The sequence below is a fragment of the Streptococcus sp. C300 genome (assembly GCF_000187645.1).
Classification (GTDB): domain Bacteria; phylum Bacillota; class Bacilli; order Lactobacillales; family Streptococcaceae; genus Streptococcus; species Streptococcus oralis_CQ.
This window is the reverse complement of sequence record NZ_GL732468.1, coordinates 32,171-48,404: the sequence shown is the minus strand read 5'-3', so window position 1 is coordinate 48,404 and position 16,234 is coordinate 32,171. Positions and strand designations below refer to the sequence as shown.

18 protein-coding genes are annotated in these 16,234 nt (G+C 41.8%); all 18 read left to right on the top strand.

From position 1 onward, the window contains the following. Positions 1-3: 3 nt before the first annotated feature. Positions 4-471, top strand: a complete 468-nt coding sequence (locus HMPREF0849_RS06545; protein ID WP_000405310.1) for a GNAT family N-acetyltransferase — start codon at positions 4-6, stop codon at positions 469-471. Next, positions 468-965 carry a GNAT family N-acetyltransferase gene (locus tag HMPREF0849_RS06540; RefSeq protein WP_000702418.1) on the top strand — a complete coding sequence of 166 codons (498 nt, stop codon included), beginning with the start codon at positions 468-470 and terminating at the stop codon, positions 963-965. Before HMPREF0849_RS06545 ends, HMPREF0849_RS06540 begins: the two co-directional genes overlap by 4 nt. 80 nt (positions 966-1,045) lie before the next feature. After that, positions 1,046-2,797 (top strand): endolytic transglycosylase MltG, encoded by a 1,752-nt coding sequence (gene mltG, locus HMPREF0849_RS06535; protein WP_000927563.1) that lies wholly within the window; start codon positions 1,046-1,048, stop codon positions 2,795-2,797. Between the two features lie 62 nt (positions 2,798-2,859). Then, positions 2,860-3,342, top strand: a complete 483-nt coding sequence (gene greA, locus HMPREF0849_RS06530) for a transcription elongation factor GreA (protein WP_000818765.1) — start codon at positions 2,860-2,862, stop codon at positions 3,340-3,342. 76 nt (positions 3,343-3,418) lie between these two features. Continuing rightward, a complete protein-coding gene (locus HMPREF0849_RS06525; protein ID WP_001293565.1) occupies positions 3,419-4,783 on the top strand; it encodes an amino acid permease in 1,365 nt (454 codons plus the stop codon). 100 nt (positions 4,784-4,883) lie between these two features. Further along, positions 4,884-5,294, top strand: coding sequence for a GNAT family N-acetyltransferase (locus HMPREF0849_RS06520; RefSeq protein WP_000558480.1), 411 nt, complete (start codon positions 4,884-4,886; stop codon positions 5,292-5,294). A 197-nt stretch (positions 5,295-5,491) separates the two neighbouring features. Then, the gene (locus HMPREF0849_RS06515) at positions 5,492-5,701 is read left to right on the top strand and encodes a helix-turn-helix transcriptional regulator (protein WP_001107495.1); all 210 of its coding nucleotides are present in this window, start codon (positions 5,492-5,494) and stop codon (positions 5,699-5,701) included. Further along, entirely contained in the window at positions 5,691-6,179 is a 489-nt protein-coding gene (locus HMPREF0849_RS06510) for a DUF6773 family protein (protein ID WP_000797158.1), read from the top strand. Before HMPREF0849_RS06515 ends, HMPREF0849_RS06510 begins: the two co-directional genes overlap by 11 nt. A 116-nt stretch (positions 6,180-6,295) precedes the next feature. After that, complete coding sequence (locus HMPREF0849_RS06505) at positions 6,296-7,756, top strand: nicotinate phosphoribosyltransferase (RefSeq protein WP_000283149.1); 1,461 nt, start codon at positions 6,296-6,298, stop codon at positions 7,754-7,756. After that, positions 7,753-8,577 (top strand): ammonia-dependent NAD(+) synthetase, encoded by an 825-nt coding sequence (nadE, locus tag HMPREF0849_RS06500; protein ID WP_000058060.1) that lies wholly within the window; start codon positions 7,753-7,755, stop codon positions 8,575-8,577. The genes HMPREF0849_RS06505 and nadE overlap by 4 nt, the downstream gene beginning before the upstream one ends. 488 nt (positions 8,578-9,065) lie before the next feature. Then, positions 9,066-9,617, top strand: a complete 552-nt coding sequence (locus HMPREF0849_RS06495; RefSeq protein WP_000643824.1) for a GNAT family N-acetyltransferase — start codon at positions 9,066-9,068, stop codon at positions 9,615-9,617. 165 nt (positions 9,618-9,782) lie between these two features. After that, positions 9,783-10,493 carry a thiol-disulfide oxidoreductase-associated membrane protein CcdA2 gene (gene ccdA2 / locus HMPREF0849_RS06490; RefSeq protein ID WP_000367929.1) on the top strand — a complete coding sequence of 237 codons (711 nt, stop codon included), beginning with the start codon at positions 9,783-9,785 and terminating at the stop codon, positions 10,491-10,493. Between the two features lie 13 nt (positions 10,494-10,506). Next, entirely contained in the window at positions 10,507-11,070 is a 564-nt protein-coding gene (locus tag HMPREF0849_RS06485; RefSeq protein WP_000759246.1) for a redoxin family protein, read from the top strand. Positions 11,071-11,079: 9 nt separating this feature from the next. Beyond that, positions 11,080-12,192 (top strand): peptide-methionine (R)-S-oxide reductase MsrB, encoded by a 1,113-nt coding sequence (gene msrB, locus HMPREF0849_RS06480; RefSeq protein WP_000999904.1) that lies wholly within the window; start codon positions 11,080-11,082, stop codon positions 12,190-12,192. A gap of 70 nt (positions 12,193-12,262) precedes the next feature. After that, complete coding sequence (locus tag HMPREF0849_RS06475; RefSeq protein ID WP_000222606.1) at positions 12,263-13,000, top strand: response regulator transcription factor; 738 nt, start codon at positions 12,263-12,265, stop codon at positions 12,998-13,000. Further along, positions 12,997-14,688, top strand: coding sequence for a cache domain-containing sensor histidine kinase (locus HMPREF0849_RS06470; protein ID WP_000831103.1), 1,692 nt, complete (start codon positions 12,997-12,999; stop codon positions 14,686-14,688). The genes HMPREF0849_RS06475 and HMPREF0849_RS06470 overlap by 4 nt, the downstream gene beginning before the upstream one ends. 109 nt (positions 14,689-14,797) lie before the next feature. Continuing rightward, positions 14,798-15,361, top strand: a complete 564-nt coding sequence (locus HMPREF0849_RS06465) for a TIGR01440 family protein (RefSeq protein WP_000659502.1) — start codon at positions 14,798-14,800, stop codon at positions 15,359-15,361. Between the two features lie 2 nt (positions 15,362-15,363). Further along, on the top strand, positions 15,364-16,234 hold an 871-nt coding region (locus tag HMPREF0849_RS06460), incomplete at its 3' end, for a YSIRK signal domain/LPXTG anchor domain surface protein (RefSeq protein ID WP_000751439.1).

Sequence of the window (16,234 nt, the reverse complement as noted above, 5' to 3'; positions counted from 1 at the left end):
CAGATGGAAATTCCAATCACTATAAGGCAAGCTACCTTATCAGATTTAGAAGAAATGTTGGCGATTGAAGAAGCCAATCCTTCATCAGAAGAGTCACTTAGCCTCCAATCCTTAGAAGAGAGTATCCGCAAGACTGCGGGTACCTTTCTTGTAGCTGGGGATGAAAATCAGCTCTTGGGCTATGTTTTGGGAGAAGCTCAGTCTATTCATCCCAAATGGATAGAAGTAAAATCCTTGACTATTCATCCTGACCATTGGGGACAGGGGCTGGGAACTCTTCTTCTTGCAGCCTTGAAACAGGTGACAGTCGAACTAGATTATCAAGGTATTCTTTTGCAGAGTCCTGATGAACTACTATCATATTTTGAAATGAATGGCTTTGTTGAAGAAGAAGTGACCGAGAGTCATTATGGCAGTGGCTCTGAATGGTATCTGATTTGGGAAAATCCTTTTTATCAGGAGGAAATATGAAAATCAGACAAGCAAGATTTTCGGATTTAGATCGGATTATAGAGATAGAGCTGGAGAATTTTTCACTGGAGGAAGCCATTCCTCGTTCGGTCTTTGAGGCGCATTTGCAGGAAATTCAGACCAGTTTTCTCGTAGCTGAAAAAGAGGGTCGTATTCTTGGTTATATCGAAGGTCCAGTCGTCCCACACCGCCATCTACATGATCAGTCATTTACAGAAGAAATAAAAGACTATAGCCATCAACCTGGAGGTTATATTTCTGTGACTTGCCTATCTATTGCCAAGGAAGCACAAGCTTTGGGAGTGGGGAAAAGACTATTAAGGGCTTTGAAAGAAGTCGCTTTAGAACATGAGCGAGAGGGCATTAATCTGACATGTCATGATTACCTTATCGCCTATTATGAAAAGCACGGCTTTGTTAATGAAGGAATATCCCAGTCAAACTTTGCTGGGGAAACATGGTATGATATGGTCTGGCAGCCTGAAAATCAATAAAACTAGCTAGGGAATGCCCTAGTTGGTTGCTTTTCTACGACTTTTAAGATATAATATTAGGGATTGTCAACAAGGAGGTAATGCTTTTGACTGAAAAATCAAGAGAAGAAGAAAAATTAAGCTTTAAAGAGCAGATTCTACGTGATTTAGAAAGAGTAAAAGAACAAGATAGAAGAGAGAAAGAAGTAGAGATTCCAAATCTGACGGCTTCATCATCTCAAGCTAGTTCAGCAACTCCTTCAGATCTTGAACCAGAAACATCAACAGAGGAGTTGATGGCTGATTCCCTATCTGTTGTCGATAAAATCCTAAAAAATGCACCAAGTGTTCCTCCACTTTCAAGTGCTAGAACTGATGAAACGGATGGACAAGAAGAGAAAGAGATTAGACAGCCAATCATCGATAAGATTGAAGTTGTAGAATCTGACGAACCTCTAGTAGAGCCGATTCATCTGGCTGAAGAACCTGTAGTGGAAACTGTTCAACCTAAGGTAGAACCAGTTGAGCTTAAACCCGAAGAAAAAGAATTTAACGATACTCCGACTAAGGTAGCCGTAACCTATAAAACAGAAGATAAGAAAGAGGAAATCACCCCAGGAATGCCTGAAAGAGTTGAGCCTGTTTCTACAGAATCTACCAGTGGATTAGCTGATGCTCCACGTCGTAGTCGTCGTCAAGGTGCAACATCAACTAAGAAAAAGAAAAAATCAAAAGCCAAAGGTTGCCTAGTAACAGTTCTAGTTCTCCTAGTACTCGTTGCAGTCGGTGGTTACTTTGGTTATGGTTACGTTCAAGATTCTTTGAAACCTGTTGATGCGAGCTCTAAGGACTATGTAACGGTTCAAATCCCAGACGGAGCAAACGTTCAAGAAATTGGAAGCACCTTGGAAAAATCTGGTCTGGTTAAACATGGACTTATCTTTAGTCTTTATGCTAAATACTATAGCCATGCCAACTTGAAGTCAGGTTATTATAACTTGAAGAAGAGTATGAGTACGGATGAGTTGATTCAAGAATTGCAAAAAGGTGGGACTCCTGAAGCTCAGGCACCTGTTCTTTCAAACTTGACCATTCCAGAAGGCTATACATTAGAGCAAATCGCTCAAACAGTAGGACAACTTCAAGGTGAATTTAAAGAACCTCTTACTGCGGATGCTTTCTTGGCAAAAGCTCAAGATGAGACCTTTATCTCACAATTAGTAGCCAAGTATCCAAACCTACTTGGAAGTCTTCCAACAAAAGATAGTGGCGTTCGTTATCGTCTTGAAGGCTACCTTTTCCCAGCGACCTATACAATCAAAGACAGTACAACTGTTGAAAGTTTGATTGATGAGATGGTGGCTGCTATGGATAAGGCTATGTCACCATATTACGCTACGATCAAAGAAAAGAATCTGACAGTTAATGAATTGCTCAGCATTGCTTCTCTTGTCGAAAAAGAAGGAGCTAAGACCGAAGACCGCAAGAAAATCGCAGGTGTCTTCTATAACCGCTTGAATGCCGGTATGCCACTTCAAAGTAATATCGCTATCCTATATGCTCAAGGAAAACTTGGTCAAAAGATTAGTTTAGCAGATGACGCTGGAATTGATACAACGATTGATTCACCATACAATGTTTACACACATCTTGGCCTCATGCCTGGACCGGTTGATAGCCCAAGTTCGGATGCGATTGAAGCAAGTGTAAACCAGACAAAGAGTGAGTACTTGTACTTTGTAGCCAATGTTGAAGATGGTAAAGTATACTTTGCAACAACAAAAGAAGAACATGATCAAAACGTTGCAGAGCATATCAATAGCAAGTTACCTCAAGCAAGTAGTTCAAACTAAAATTATGTGGTTTTCCACATAATTTTGTTTTAAAAAAGTAAATAGAAAAGAAAGTTAAAAAAATGGCAGAAAAAACTTACCCAATGACCCTTGAAGAAAAGGAAAAACTAGAAAAAGAATTAGAGGAGTTGAAACTCGTCCGTCGTCCCGAAGTCGTAGAGCGTATCAAGATTGCTCGTTCCTATGGAGACCTTTCAGAAAATAGTGAGTATGAAGCAGCGAAAGATGAACAAGCTTTTGTTGAAGGTCAAATTTCAAGTCTAGAAACAAAGATTCGTTATGCTGAAATTGTTAATAGCGATGCAGTTGCCCAAGATGAGGTAGCAATCGGTAAAACAGTAACAATCCAAGAAGTCGGTGAAGACGAAGAAGAGGTCTACATCATCGTCGGTTCTGCAGGTGCAGATGCTTTTGCTGGTAAAGTCTCAAATGAAAGTCCGATTGGCCGTGCTCTAATTGGCAAGAAGACTGGCGATACTGCAACGATTGAAACACCAGTTGGTAGCTATGATGTCAAAATCTTAAAGGTTGAGAAAACAGCCTAAATAGGATGAAAAAGGAGTAGTGAAGGTTTTGCCTTGCTCAACTCCTTTTTGGTTTTTTGGATAAAAAGGAGACTATATGAGTGAAAATAAGAAGAAAAACAAAATGGAGCGTGGATTAACCAATCGCCATGTTCAGGTGATGGCCATTGCGGGAACAATCGGAACAGGACTTTTCCTAGGTGCTGGTCGCTCTATCAGCCTTACTGGACCTTCGATCATTCTGATTTACATGATTACAGGAGCCTTTATGTTTTTGATGATGAGGGCTGTTGGAGAGATGCTGTATCAGGATCCAGAACAACATACCTTTATCAACTTTATCACCCGTCATTTGGGGAAAGGCTGGGGATATTTCTCAGTTTGGTCTTATTGGCTGTCAGTTGTCTTTATCGGTATGGCAGAAATCACTGCCATCTCAGACTATGTCCGCTTCTGGTTTCCCACATGGCCTAGCTGGATGATTCAGCTTGTCTTTTTAACGATTTTGGCTTTGGTCAACCTGATTGCAGTTAAGCTTTTTGGAGAAGTCGAGTTTTGGTTTGCTATGGTCAAGATTGTGGCGATTTTAGCCATGATTGCCACTGGGATTTTTATGGTTTTGACAGGCTTTAAGACACCGCATGGTGTTGCAAGTTTGGCAAATATCAGCGACCAGTTCTCTCTTTTTCCAAACGGAGTTATGAACTTTGTCATGGCCTTTCAAATGGTATTTTTTGCCTATCTGATGATTGAGTTTATCGGGGTGACAACTTCTGAAACAAAGAACCCTCGTCAGGTCTTACCTAAAGCTGTTAAGGAAATTCCTCTCAGAATTATCTTCTTCTATGGGGGAGCTCTCATTGCGATTATGGCCATTATTCCTTGGTCTTATCTTAATTCTTCAGATTCTCCATTTGTAACGGTTTTTGAACTGGCAGGGATCAAGTGGGCAGCGGCTCTAATCAACTTTGTTGTCTTGACCTCAGCAGCGTCTGCGCTTAACTCAACTCTCTACTCAACAGGGAGACACTTATATCAGATTGCCCATGATTCGCCAAATCGTTTCTTAAAGGCCATCAAGGTCGATACCCTTTCTCGTCACAATGTTCCACAAAATGCCATCATTGCCTCAGCAATCTTGATTGCTCTCGCTGCCTTTATCAATGTGCTACCAGGTGTTTCAGATGCCTTTGCTTTGATCACCGCATCCTCATCAGGTGTTTACATCGCGATTTATATCTTGATTATGGTGGCCCATCTCAAATACCGCAAGTCACAAGACTTCATGGCTGATGGCTACCTTATGCCTCAGTATCGCTTGCTTAATCCCCTAACCATTCTCTTTTTTGTCTTTGTTTTCGTGACTCTCTTTTTGCAAGAGTCTACCTTCATGGGGGCAGTTGGTTCTGCTATCTGGATCTTTGTTTTTGGGATTTATAGTCAGTGGAAATTTAGAAAATAAATCATGAACTCATCAACTCTGTTTGGTGAGTTTTTGCTAGTTTGACAGTTTATTGAAATATGACTATAATCAAGTTGTAGCAGTTTATTAGGAGGTTTGAATGCACGTTAGATTGGAAAATAAGGAATCGCTTAAAGCGCAAGAAATAGGGGATTTGATTCGTGCTTATAATCGTTCCAAAAGAGAAGAGGTTGAGAGCGAGCCACTGAATCTTTATCTCGAAGACGAAAAGGGCAATCTCATGGCGGGCTTAGTAGCTGAGACTTTCGGAAACTGGTTGGAAATCGAGTATTTATTTGTGAAAGAGGAATTACGGGGACAAAGAATTGGTTCAAAACTATTGCAGCGAGCAGAAAATGAAGCCAAGAATCGAAACTGTCGTTTTTCTTTCGTGAATACTTACCAGTTTCAAGCGCCAAATTTTTATATAAGCCATGGCTACAAGGAAGTCTTTACCTTGCAAGATTATCCCTACACAGGGCAGAGACACTATTACCAAAAAGATTTGTGACCTAGACTTCTTTCTTTTGGAGAGAAACTTAGCTAAGTATCAAAAAAGAACGAATACTCTTTATCATGTAAGATGGTAGAGAGTTTTTTGTTAATAAAATCTTACAAAATGACATTTATATATTGCATTAAGTTAGATATATGGTATAATGTTTTTAAAAGAAGCGCAACTTTTTAAAAATGTGAAGGAGGACGCTAGTGGCTAAAAATTTAAAATTAAAATTAGCTCGTGTTGAGCTTGATTTAACACAAGGGGATTTGGCAGAGGCTGTGGGTGTTACTAGGCAGACTATTGGTCTGATTGAAGCTGGGAAATACAATCCTAGTCTCTCCCTTTGCCAGTCCATTTGCAGATGCTTAGGCAAAACTTTAGATCAATTATTTTGGGAGGAAGAAGATGAAAAATAGATTTTTTTATTATCAATTATTAGACGAAAGAGAAGAACAACTGATGAATAAAGCGGGGGCTGAAAGTTTCTATATCTCTATAGCTTTCTTGCTTTTATCTTATATGATTACAGTATTAGCACCAAGTCTTTTTAATCCGATAATGATTCTCATCATTATCATTATTGGAACTTCTTACTTTTTCGGCCGTGCTCGAGATTTGGGTGTGAACTACTATAGTCGTTTTCATTTTACGATTGGAGGGTGTTTGCTGGTAACTCTCGCTATTACGACTCTTTTGATGTTGCAGAATTATCAATTCAATATCGAAATTTATCAGCACAATCCTCTGAACCTTAAATATTTGTCTGCTTGGGTTATTACTTATCTGATTTACCTTCCTTGGGTTTTTATCGGCAATCTTGGGCTTAAAAGTTATGGCGAATGGGCTCAAAAAAAGTTTGAGCAAGATATGGATGAACTGGAGAATGGAGAATAGCTTGTTAGCTTTTTATCAATCTCAGTAAAATGTGTTATAATAGTACTAATTTATCGGATGGTGTGAAAGTGGTAGAATACGTTCATACCTTTGTAAAGTAGGAAGAAGGAAAACAGATGTATCCAGATGATAGTTTGACATTGCACACGGACTTGTACCAGATTAACATGATGCAAGTTTACTTTGACCAAGGAATTCACAATAAAAAGGCGGTCTTTGAAGTTTATTTCCGTCAGCAACCTTTTCAGAACGGTTATGCAGTTTTTGCTGGTTTGGAAAGAATTGTACATTATCTTAAAGACTTGCGCTTTTCAGATAGCGATATTGCCTACTTGGAGTCGCTTGGCTATCATGGGGCATTCTTAGACTACCTCCGCAATCTCAAGTTGGAGTTGACGGTTCGTTCTGCCCAAGAAGGGGACTTGGTTTTTGCTAATGAGCCAATTGTTCAAGTTGAAGGCCCTCTAGCCCAATGCCAGTTGGTCGAAACGGCTCTCTTGAACATCGTTAACTTTCAAACCTTGATAGCGACCAAGGCAGCACGTATTCGTTCGGTTATCGAAGATGAACCCTTGATGGAGTTCGGGACACGTCGTGCACAAGAAATGGATGCGGCTATTTGGGGAACACGCGCAGCTGTGATTGGTGGCGCTAATGGAACCAGCAATGTGCGTGCCGGGAAGCTCTTTGGTATTCCAGTCTTGGGGACTCATGCCCATGCCTTGGTACAGGTTTATGGAAACGACTATGAAGCCTTCAAGGCCTATGCTTCAACCCATCGTGACTGTGTCTTTCTAGTAGATACTTATGATACGTTGCGTATCGGTGTGCCAGCTGCCATTCAGGTAGCGCGTGAGTTGGGTGATAAGATCAATTTTAAAGGCGTTCGTATCGACTCTGGGGATATTGCCTACATTTCCAAGAAAGTTCGCCAACAGTTAGATGAGGCTGGATATCCAGATGCCAAAATTTACGCTTCCAATGACCTCGATGAAAATACCATCCTTAACCTCAAAATGCAACACGCTAAGATTGACGTTTGGGGGGTGGGTACCAAGCTGATTACAGCCTATGACCAGCCAGCCCTTGGAGCGGTTTATAAGATTGTGGCTATCGAAGATGAAACTGGTAAGATGCGCAATACCATCAAGCTTTCAAGTAATGCTGAAAAAGTATCGACCCCAGGTAAGAAGCAGGTATGGCGCATTACCAGCCGTGAAAAAGGCAAGTCAGAAGGGGACTACATTACTTATGATGGTGTGGATGTGAGTGACATGACAGAAATCAAGATGTTCCATCCGACTTATACCTACATCAAAAAGACCGTTCGTAATTTTGATGCCGTTCCTCTCTTGGTGGATATTTTCAAAGAAGGAACATTAGTCTACAACCTGCCTAGTTTGACTGAGATTCAGGATTATGCCCGTAAGGAATTTGACAAGCTATGGGATGAATACAAGCGCGTGCTCAATCCGCAACATTACCCAGTAGATTTGGCCCGTGATATTTGGCAAGATAAGATGGACTTGATTGATAAGATGCGCAAAGAAGCCCTTGGTGAAGGAGAAGAAGAATGAGTTTGCAAGAGACCATTATCCAGCAACTGGGCGTCAAACCAGTGATTGATGCCCAGGAAGAAATTCGTCGTTCGATTGACTTCTTAAAAAGATACTTAAAAAAACACCCCTTCCTTAAAACCTTTGTACTAGGGATTTCTGGAGGACAAGACTCAACCTTGGCAGGGCGCTTGGCGCAATTAGCTATGGAAGAAATGCGAGCAGAGACAGGAGATGACAGCTACCAATTTATTGCTGTCCGCCTGCCATATGGCGTGCAAGCTGATGAAGCAGATGCTCAAAAAGCTCTTGCTTTCATCCAGCCAGATGTCAGTCTAGTTGTAAATATCAAGGAATCAGCTGATGCTATGACAGCAGCAGTTGAAGCGACAGGAAGTCCTGTTTCAGACTTCAACAAGGGAAATATCAAGGCGCGTAGCCGTATGATTGCCCAATATGCCCTTGCGGGTGCCCATAGCGGAGCGGTCATTGGAACAGACCATGCTGCGGAAAATATCACAGGCTTTTTTACCAAGTTTGGTGACGGTGGTGCGGATATTCTTCCTCTTTATCGCCTCAATAAACGCCAAGGAAAACAACTCTTGAAGGAACTTGGTGCAGACCCAGTCCTTTATGAAAAAATCCCAACAGCAGACCTAGAAGAAGACAAACCTGGACTTGCTGACGAAATAGCCCTCGGAGTCACTTACAATGAAATTGATGACTACCTCGAAGGCAAAATAATCAGCCCAGAAGCCCAAGCGACTATCGAAAACTGGTGGTACAAAGGCCAACACAAACGCCACCTACCAATCACCGTATTTGATGACTTTTGGGAGTAAAAACCTCCAGTGGAGGTTTTTACCCCGAGCCTGGAAACGAGAAAGCGAGGAAGGTCCGGGGAACTTTTTTAGCCCGAGTCTAGAAATGAGAAAGCGAGGCAGATTTGGTAACTCGAAGAGTTCGATTTTCCTTGTCTCACCCCCGCAACGATGACTAGGTTTGAAAAAGCTTTGTAAAGCGCATTTCAAACCAGACAGCGACTGCGTCAAGTAACTAGATGAAAAACTTGTTTTCTAGCTGTTACTAAGTATAGTCTTTTTACCCTGAGCCTAGAAATGGGAAAGCGAAGAAGATTCGGTAACTCTAAGAGTTCGATTTTCCTTGTCTCACCCCCGCAACGATGACTAGGTTTGAAAAAGCTTGGTAAAGCGCATTTCAAACCAGACAGCGACTGCGTCAAGGGATTAGATAAAACACTTGTTTCCTAGCTATTACTGAGTATAGTCTTTTTACCCTGAGCCTAGAAATGAGAAAGCGAGGTAACATTATGAAAGCAATCGGTACGCAAATGTTACAGACAGACCGATTAATCTTGAGAAGATTTGTGGAGAGTGATGCGGAAGCCATGTTTCAAAATTGGGCTTCGTCTGCTGAGAATCTGACCTATGTCACCTGGGATCCTCATCCTGATGTTGAGGTGACTCGGAATTCGATTCGAAATTGGGTTGCATCCTATACTAATCCCAACTATTACAAATGGGCCATTTGTCTCAAAGAAAACCCTGAGCATGTGATAGGAGATATCAGCATCGTTGAGATGAATGAGACTGATTCAAGTTGTGAAATTGGGTATGTTTTAGGAAAAAACTTTTGGGGCCGTGGTATGATGACGGAGGCCTTGAAAGCTGTGTTAGACTTTTGTTTTACTCAAGCAGGTTTTCAAAAGGCAAGAGCTCGATATGCTAGTGTCAACCCAGCTTCAGGCCGTGTGATGGAAAAAGCGGGAATGTCTTATCTAAAAACCATTGCCAATGGTGTGGAGAGAAAAGACTACGTTGCGGACCTTATTTATTACCAGATAAGTAGGGGAGACAGGTGATTCTCTTTTCTGTTTCTACCAAAGTCAGACCTTGTCTGGCTTTTTTTTTGTGCCAGATTTCTAAATAAACTGATTAAATTCCTATTTTTCCCTATCATCGTCCCTGTTTTTTCTGGAGTTTTGGGGATATAATAGACCTATCAAATCAAAGAATGGAGGAAGGCAATGGACAATGCAATCTTTTTTATCAGTGTTTTTCTTGCTGGAATTCTTTCCTTCTTTTCTCCTTGTATTTTACCCTTGTTGCCAGTCTATGCAGGGGTCTTGTTGGATGATAAGAACGATGCTCAGGCTTCTAGTGGAAAATTTTCAATCTCAGTCGTTAGTCTATTACGAACTTTGGCCTTTATAGCGGGGATTTCCTTTGTTTTTATCTTACTGGGCTATGGAGCTGGTTTTTTAGGCAATTTGCTGTATGCTTCTTGGTTTCAGTATGTGACGGGTGCGATTATCATTCTCTTGGGCTTGCACCAGATGGATGTTTTACATTTGCAGGGGCTCTACAAGGAAAGAAGGCTACAATTAAAGAGACAGGATCAAAACGCTAACGGCTATAGTCAGGCATTTTTACTGGGGTTGACCTTTAGTTTTGCTTGGACGCCATGTGTAGGGCCGGTTCTGGGGTCTGTTTTGGCCTTAGCGGCTTCAGGTGGCTCAGGTGCTTGGCAGGGAGCTGGTCTCATGTTGCTTTACACGCTGGGTTTGGCGCTACCATTTTTAGTTCTAGCTCTTGCCTCCAGCTATGTTTTGAAACATTTCCGAAAACTTCATCCCTACCTCGGGACCCTCAAAAAAGTGGGTGGTTTCCTCATTATCGTGATGGGAATTTTGGTGCTTTTGGGGAATGCTTCCATTTTGACTACATTATTTGAATAGAGAGGAAAAAGAAATGAAAAAATGGCAAACATGTCTCCTTGGAGTAGGCTCAATCTGTTGCTTGGCAGCCTGTTCGGCTAAAAACATGGCAGACGAGTCTACTATGAAGGAGCAATCCAAAACAGAACAAGTCAGCTCGCAAACTGCCACTAAAGGTCAGGAAGTCGCTGATTTTGAACTGACAGGAGTAGATGGTAATACCTATCGCTTGTCTGATTACAAAGGCAAGAAAGTCTATCTCAAATTCTGGGCTTCTTGGTGTTCCATCTGTCTGGCTAGCCTTCCAGATACGGACGAAATCGCTAAGGATGCTGGTGATGACTACGTGGTCTTGACAGTGGTGTCACCAGGCCACAAGGGAGAACAATCTGAAGCTGACTTTAAGAACTGGTACAAGGGATTGGATTATAAAAATTTTCCAGTTTTAATTGATCCGTCAGGCAAACTTTTGGAAAGTTATGGTGTTCGTTCTTACCCGACTCAAGCCTTTATAGACAAGGAAGGCAAGCTGGTCAAAACGCAACCAGGTTTTATGGATAAGGATATGATTTTAAAAACATTAAAGGAAATGGGGTAGAGAAAGGCTATGAATGATAGAGTAAAACTTTTTGTCTTGGCAGGGGTCATTCTCCTAGCCATAAGCGGTTTCTATTTTCTATTGATGCGAAATGCAGGGCAGACGGATAGCTCGCAAATTGAGAAAGCGTCAGTTAGTCAGGGAGGAAAAACAGTGAAAAAAACAGAAGTGAGCAAAGACGCGGACTTGCACGAAATTTATCTAGCTGGAGGTTGTTTCTGGGGAGTGGAGGAATACTTCTCACGCGTTACCGGAGTGACAGATGCCGTTTCAGGCTATGCAAACGGTAGAGGGGAAACAACCAAGTACGAATTGATTAACCAAACAGGACATGCAGAGACTGTCCATGTCACTTATGATGCCAATCAAATTTCCCTCAAAGAAATTCTGCTTCATTACTTCCGCATTATCAATCCAACCAGCAAAAATAAACAAGGAAATGATGTGGGGACCCAGTATCGTACAGGCGTTTATTATACAGATGAAAAGGATTTGGAGGTGATCAACCAAGTCTTTGATGAGGTAGCTAAGAAATATGACCAACCTCTGGCAGTTGAAAAGGAAAACTTGAAGAATTTTGTGGTGGCGGAGGATTATCACCAAGACTATCTCAAGAAAAATCCAAATGGCTACTGTCATATAAATGTCAATCAAGCTGCCTATCCCGTCATTGATGCCAGCAAATATCCTAAACCAAGCGATGAAGAATTGAAAAAGACCTTGTCACCTGAGGAGTATGCAGTTACCCAGAAAAATCAAACAGAACGAGCTTTTTCAAACCGCTACTGGGATAAATTCGAATCTGGTATCTATGTGGATGTGGCAACTGGCGAACCCCTCTTTTCATCAAAAGACAAGTTTGAGTCTGGTTGTGGCTGGCCTAGTTTCACCCAACCAATTAGTCCAGATGTTGTCACTTACAAGGAAGATAAGTCTTACAATATGACGCGCATGGAAGTGAGAAGTCGAGTTGGAGATTCTCACCTTGGCCATGTCTTTACAGATGGGCCTCAGGACAAGGGTGGCTTGCGCTACTGTATCAATAGTCTTTCTATCCGATTTATTCCCAAAGACCAAATGGAAGAAAAAGGCTATGCCTATTTACTAGATTATGTCGATTAAGAAGTCTTTCCTAAGCAGTTAGTGGAGAATTTTGCTATACTGATACTAGTAAGTGACAAAGGAGCAGAGCATGACCTACACAATCTTAATCGTAGAGGATGAATATCTAGTAAGACAAGGCTTGACCAAGTTGGTCAATGTAGCAGCCTACGATATGGAAATCATCGGTCAGGCTGAAAATGGAAGGCAGGCTTGGGACTTGATTCAAAAGCAGGTGCCAGATATCATTTTAACTGATATCAATATGCCTCAGCTAAATGGCATCCAGTTGGCCAGTCTGGTACGAGAAACCTATCCTCAGGTTCACCTAGTTTTTTTGACAGGTTACGATGATTTTGATTATGCCTTGTCTGCTGTCAAACTCGGTGTAGATGACTACCTGCTCAAGCCCTTTTCTCGTCAGGATATTGAGGAAATGTTGGGGAAAATCAAGCAAAAACTAGACAAGGAAGAAAAAGAAGAGCAGTTACAAGATTTATTAACCGATAAGTTTGAGGGAAATATTGCTCAGAAAATCCAGTCTCATCTGGCTGATAGTCAATTTAGTTTAAAGTCTTTAGCCAGTGAATTGGGCTTTAGTCCGACTTATCTGAGCTCCTTGATTAAGAAAGAGTTGGGGCTGCCTTTTCAGGATTATCTGGTGAGAGAGCGTGTCAAACAAGCCAAGCTCTTGCTTCTGACCACGGATTTAAAGATTTACCAGATAGCCGAAAAGGTTGGATTTGAAGATATGAACTACTTTACCCAACGTTTTAAACAGATTGCAGGTGTGACACCTCGACAGTTTAAGAAGGGAGAAGGTCGATGAAGCGTTCTTCTCTTTTAGTCAGAATGGTTATTTCCATCTTTCTGGTCTTTCTCATTCTACTAGCTGTGGTCGGGACTTTTTATTATCAATCTAGTTCATCAGCTATTGAGGCTACTATCGAGGGTAATAGCCAAACGACCATTAGCCAAACTAGCCACTTTATTCAGTCTTATATCAAAAAATTAGAAACCACCTCTACCAGTTTGACCCAGCAGAAGGATGTCTTAGCCTATGCTGAGAATCCTAACCAAGTCCAAGCCAAGGGAATCCGAGATCTGTTTTTGACCATCTTAAAGGCAGACCAGGACTTGAAAACGGTGGTACTGGTCACCAAATCCGGTCAGGTTATTTCTACAGATGATAGTGTGCAGATGAAAACTTCCTCAGATATGATGGCTGAGGATTGGTACCAAAAGGCTATTCATCAGGGAGCTAAGCCAGTTTTGACACCAGCTCGTAAATCAGACAGTCAGTGGGTCATTTCTGTCACTCAGGAACTTGTTGATACAAAGGGAGCCAATCTTGGTGTGCTTCGTTTGGATATTTCCTACGAAACTCTGGAAGCCTATCTCAACCAACTCCAGTTGGGCCAGCAGGGCTTTGCCTTTATCATCAATGAAAACCATGAATTTGTCTACCATCCTAAACGTACTGTCTATAGCTCAGCGAGTGAAATGGAGGCCATGAAACCCTACATCGAGACGGGGCAGGGCTATACGCTGGACCATCAATCCTACGTTAGTCAAGAACAGATTACAGGTACTGATTGGACGGTTATAGGCGTGTCTTCGTTGGAGAAGTTAGACCAGGTTCGGAGTCAACTCATGTGGACCTTGCTTGGTGCTAGTGCCTTATCTCTTCTTGCCTGTCTCTGCTTGGTGTGGTTCAGTCTCAAACGCTGGATTGCTCCTTTGAAGGACCTAAGAGAAACCATGCTGGAAATTGCTTCTGGTACACAAAATCTGCGTGCTAAGGAAGCTGGCGCCTATGAACTGAGAGAAGTGACTCGCCAGTTCAATGCCATGCTGGATCAGATTGATCAGTTGATGGCAGATGTGCGCAGGCAGGAAGAAGCAACCCGGCAGTATGAACTTCAAGCACTGTCGAGCCAGATTAACCCCCATTTCCTCTATAATACTTTGGACACTATCATCTGGATGGCTGAATTTCAGGATAGTCAGCGAGTGGTTCAGGTGACCAAGTCCTTGGCAACCTATTTCCGCTTGGCGCTCAATCAAGGAAAGGATTTGATTTCTCTTTCTGATGAAATCAATCATGTTCGCCAGTACCTCTTTATCCAGAAACAACGCTATGGTGATAAGCTGGAGTATGAGATTGATGAAAATCCTGACTTTGGTAACCTAGTCTTACCCAAGTTGGTGTTGCAACCTCTTGTAGAAAATGCTCTTTACCATGGTATTAAGGAGAAGGAAGGTCAGGGCCATATTAAAGTTTCTGTTCAGAGACAGGATATAGGGGTTGTCATCCGCATTGAGGATGATGGTGTTGGTTTCCAAGCTACTAGCGATAGTAGTCAAAGTCAGCTCAAACGTGGAGGAGTTGGCCTTCAAAATGTCAACCAACGACTCAAACTTCATTTTGGAGACAATTACCAGATGAAGATCAATTCTGCACCCGAAAAAGGGACGACAGTTGAAATATGCATTAATAAAATAGTAATTAGCTAACTCCCAGTCTATTCTGGGAGTTTTGCTTTTAAAAATCAGAATGATTAGTTGGCCTTGATAAAATCAGTAAAAAAAGATATGATAGAGAGTGACAAAAGAGGTATCAAGTATGAAGGAAAAAGACATTCAAAGAGCAACAAGCCAGATTGTAGAAGATGTAATAGAAAAGGCTAATTTGAGGCAAGGAGCTATCTTTGTTTTGGGCCTTTCTTCTAGTGAGGTAATGGGTGGTCAGATTGGTAAGGAATCCAGTCAAGAAATTGGGGAAGTCATTGTGAAGACTATTCTAGATATCCTAGAGGAAAAAGGGATTCATCTAGCCGTTCAAGGTTGTGAACATGTCAATCGGGCCCTCGTTGTGGAACGTCAGGTTGCAGAGCAGTTTGGCCTGGAAATTGTTAGTGTCCTTCCGACACTTCATGCAGGAGGTTCAGGTCAGTTGGCAGCTTTCAAGTTTATGCGGGATCCAGTTGAGGTTGAATTTATCAAGGCCCATGCTGGATTAGATATCGGAGATACCGCAATTGGCATGCATGTCAAGCATGTTCAGGTTCCGATTCGCCCTCTTTTGAGAGAGATTGGGCACGCCCACGTAACGGCTCTAGCTAGTCGTCCCAAATTAATCGGAGGTGCGCGTGCGCAGTATCCACAAGATTCTATCAGAAAGTCATGAGAATGAAAAAGACAAAACATCAACTAGAAAAAATTACCAAATATTCTATTCGTAAGCTCACTGTTGGGGTAGGTCCTGTAGCTATCGGGGCCTTCCTTTTTGGTGCCAGTACCCTTTTAGTAGATAAGGTGCAAGCCAATGAAATTGGTGGTGTTCATAGTGTGCATTACCGCTATCTGGCGGAGCAGGAATTGACCGAGTCTGAAAAAGCCTTGATTCGCCATGAGGTTCCTACAGAATTTCAAGATGAAGATATTATTTATGTAGTTTATCGCAAGAAGGAGACTAACAGTCAACAACTTCCATACACAGGAAGTAAGGAGCTTGCTTTGGCAGGTCTTGGATTGGCAACAGCCTCACTAGCGGTTCTATTAGTTTCCAAGAAACACCGTAGTAAAGTACTTGGTATTCTGTTAATTAGCTCTATCGGCGTCAGCAATTTTGTACCTTTTACTGCCTTTGCATTTGAAAATAAAGAGTTACTTTCGTATAACCAAACTATTTCTGCATCTACACATGAAGGTTTGGCTAAAGGTGTTATTCATATTGAAGGATATGAGTATGTTGGTTACTTTAAAGAATCAAAATCTAGTACCAATACAAGCAGTAAAAAAGGTGAGTCGGTAGTTGAAGAACCACAGACGGAATATACAGGCAAGATTGAAGCTAAAGGCACTCAGGAACCAGGCAAAGAGGGAGAGTCCTTAGTTCAAGAGCCACAGTCAGAATATACAGGCAAGATTGAAGCTAAAGGCACTCAGGAACCAGGCAAAGAGGGAGAGTCCTTAGTTCAAGAGCCACAGTCAGAATATACAGGCAAGATTGAAGCTAAAGGTACTCAGGAGCCAGGCAAAGAGGGAGAATCCTTAGTTC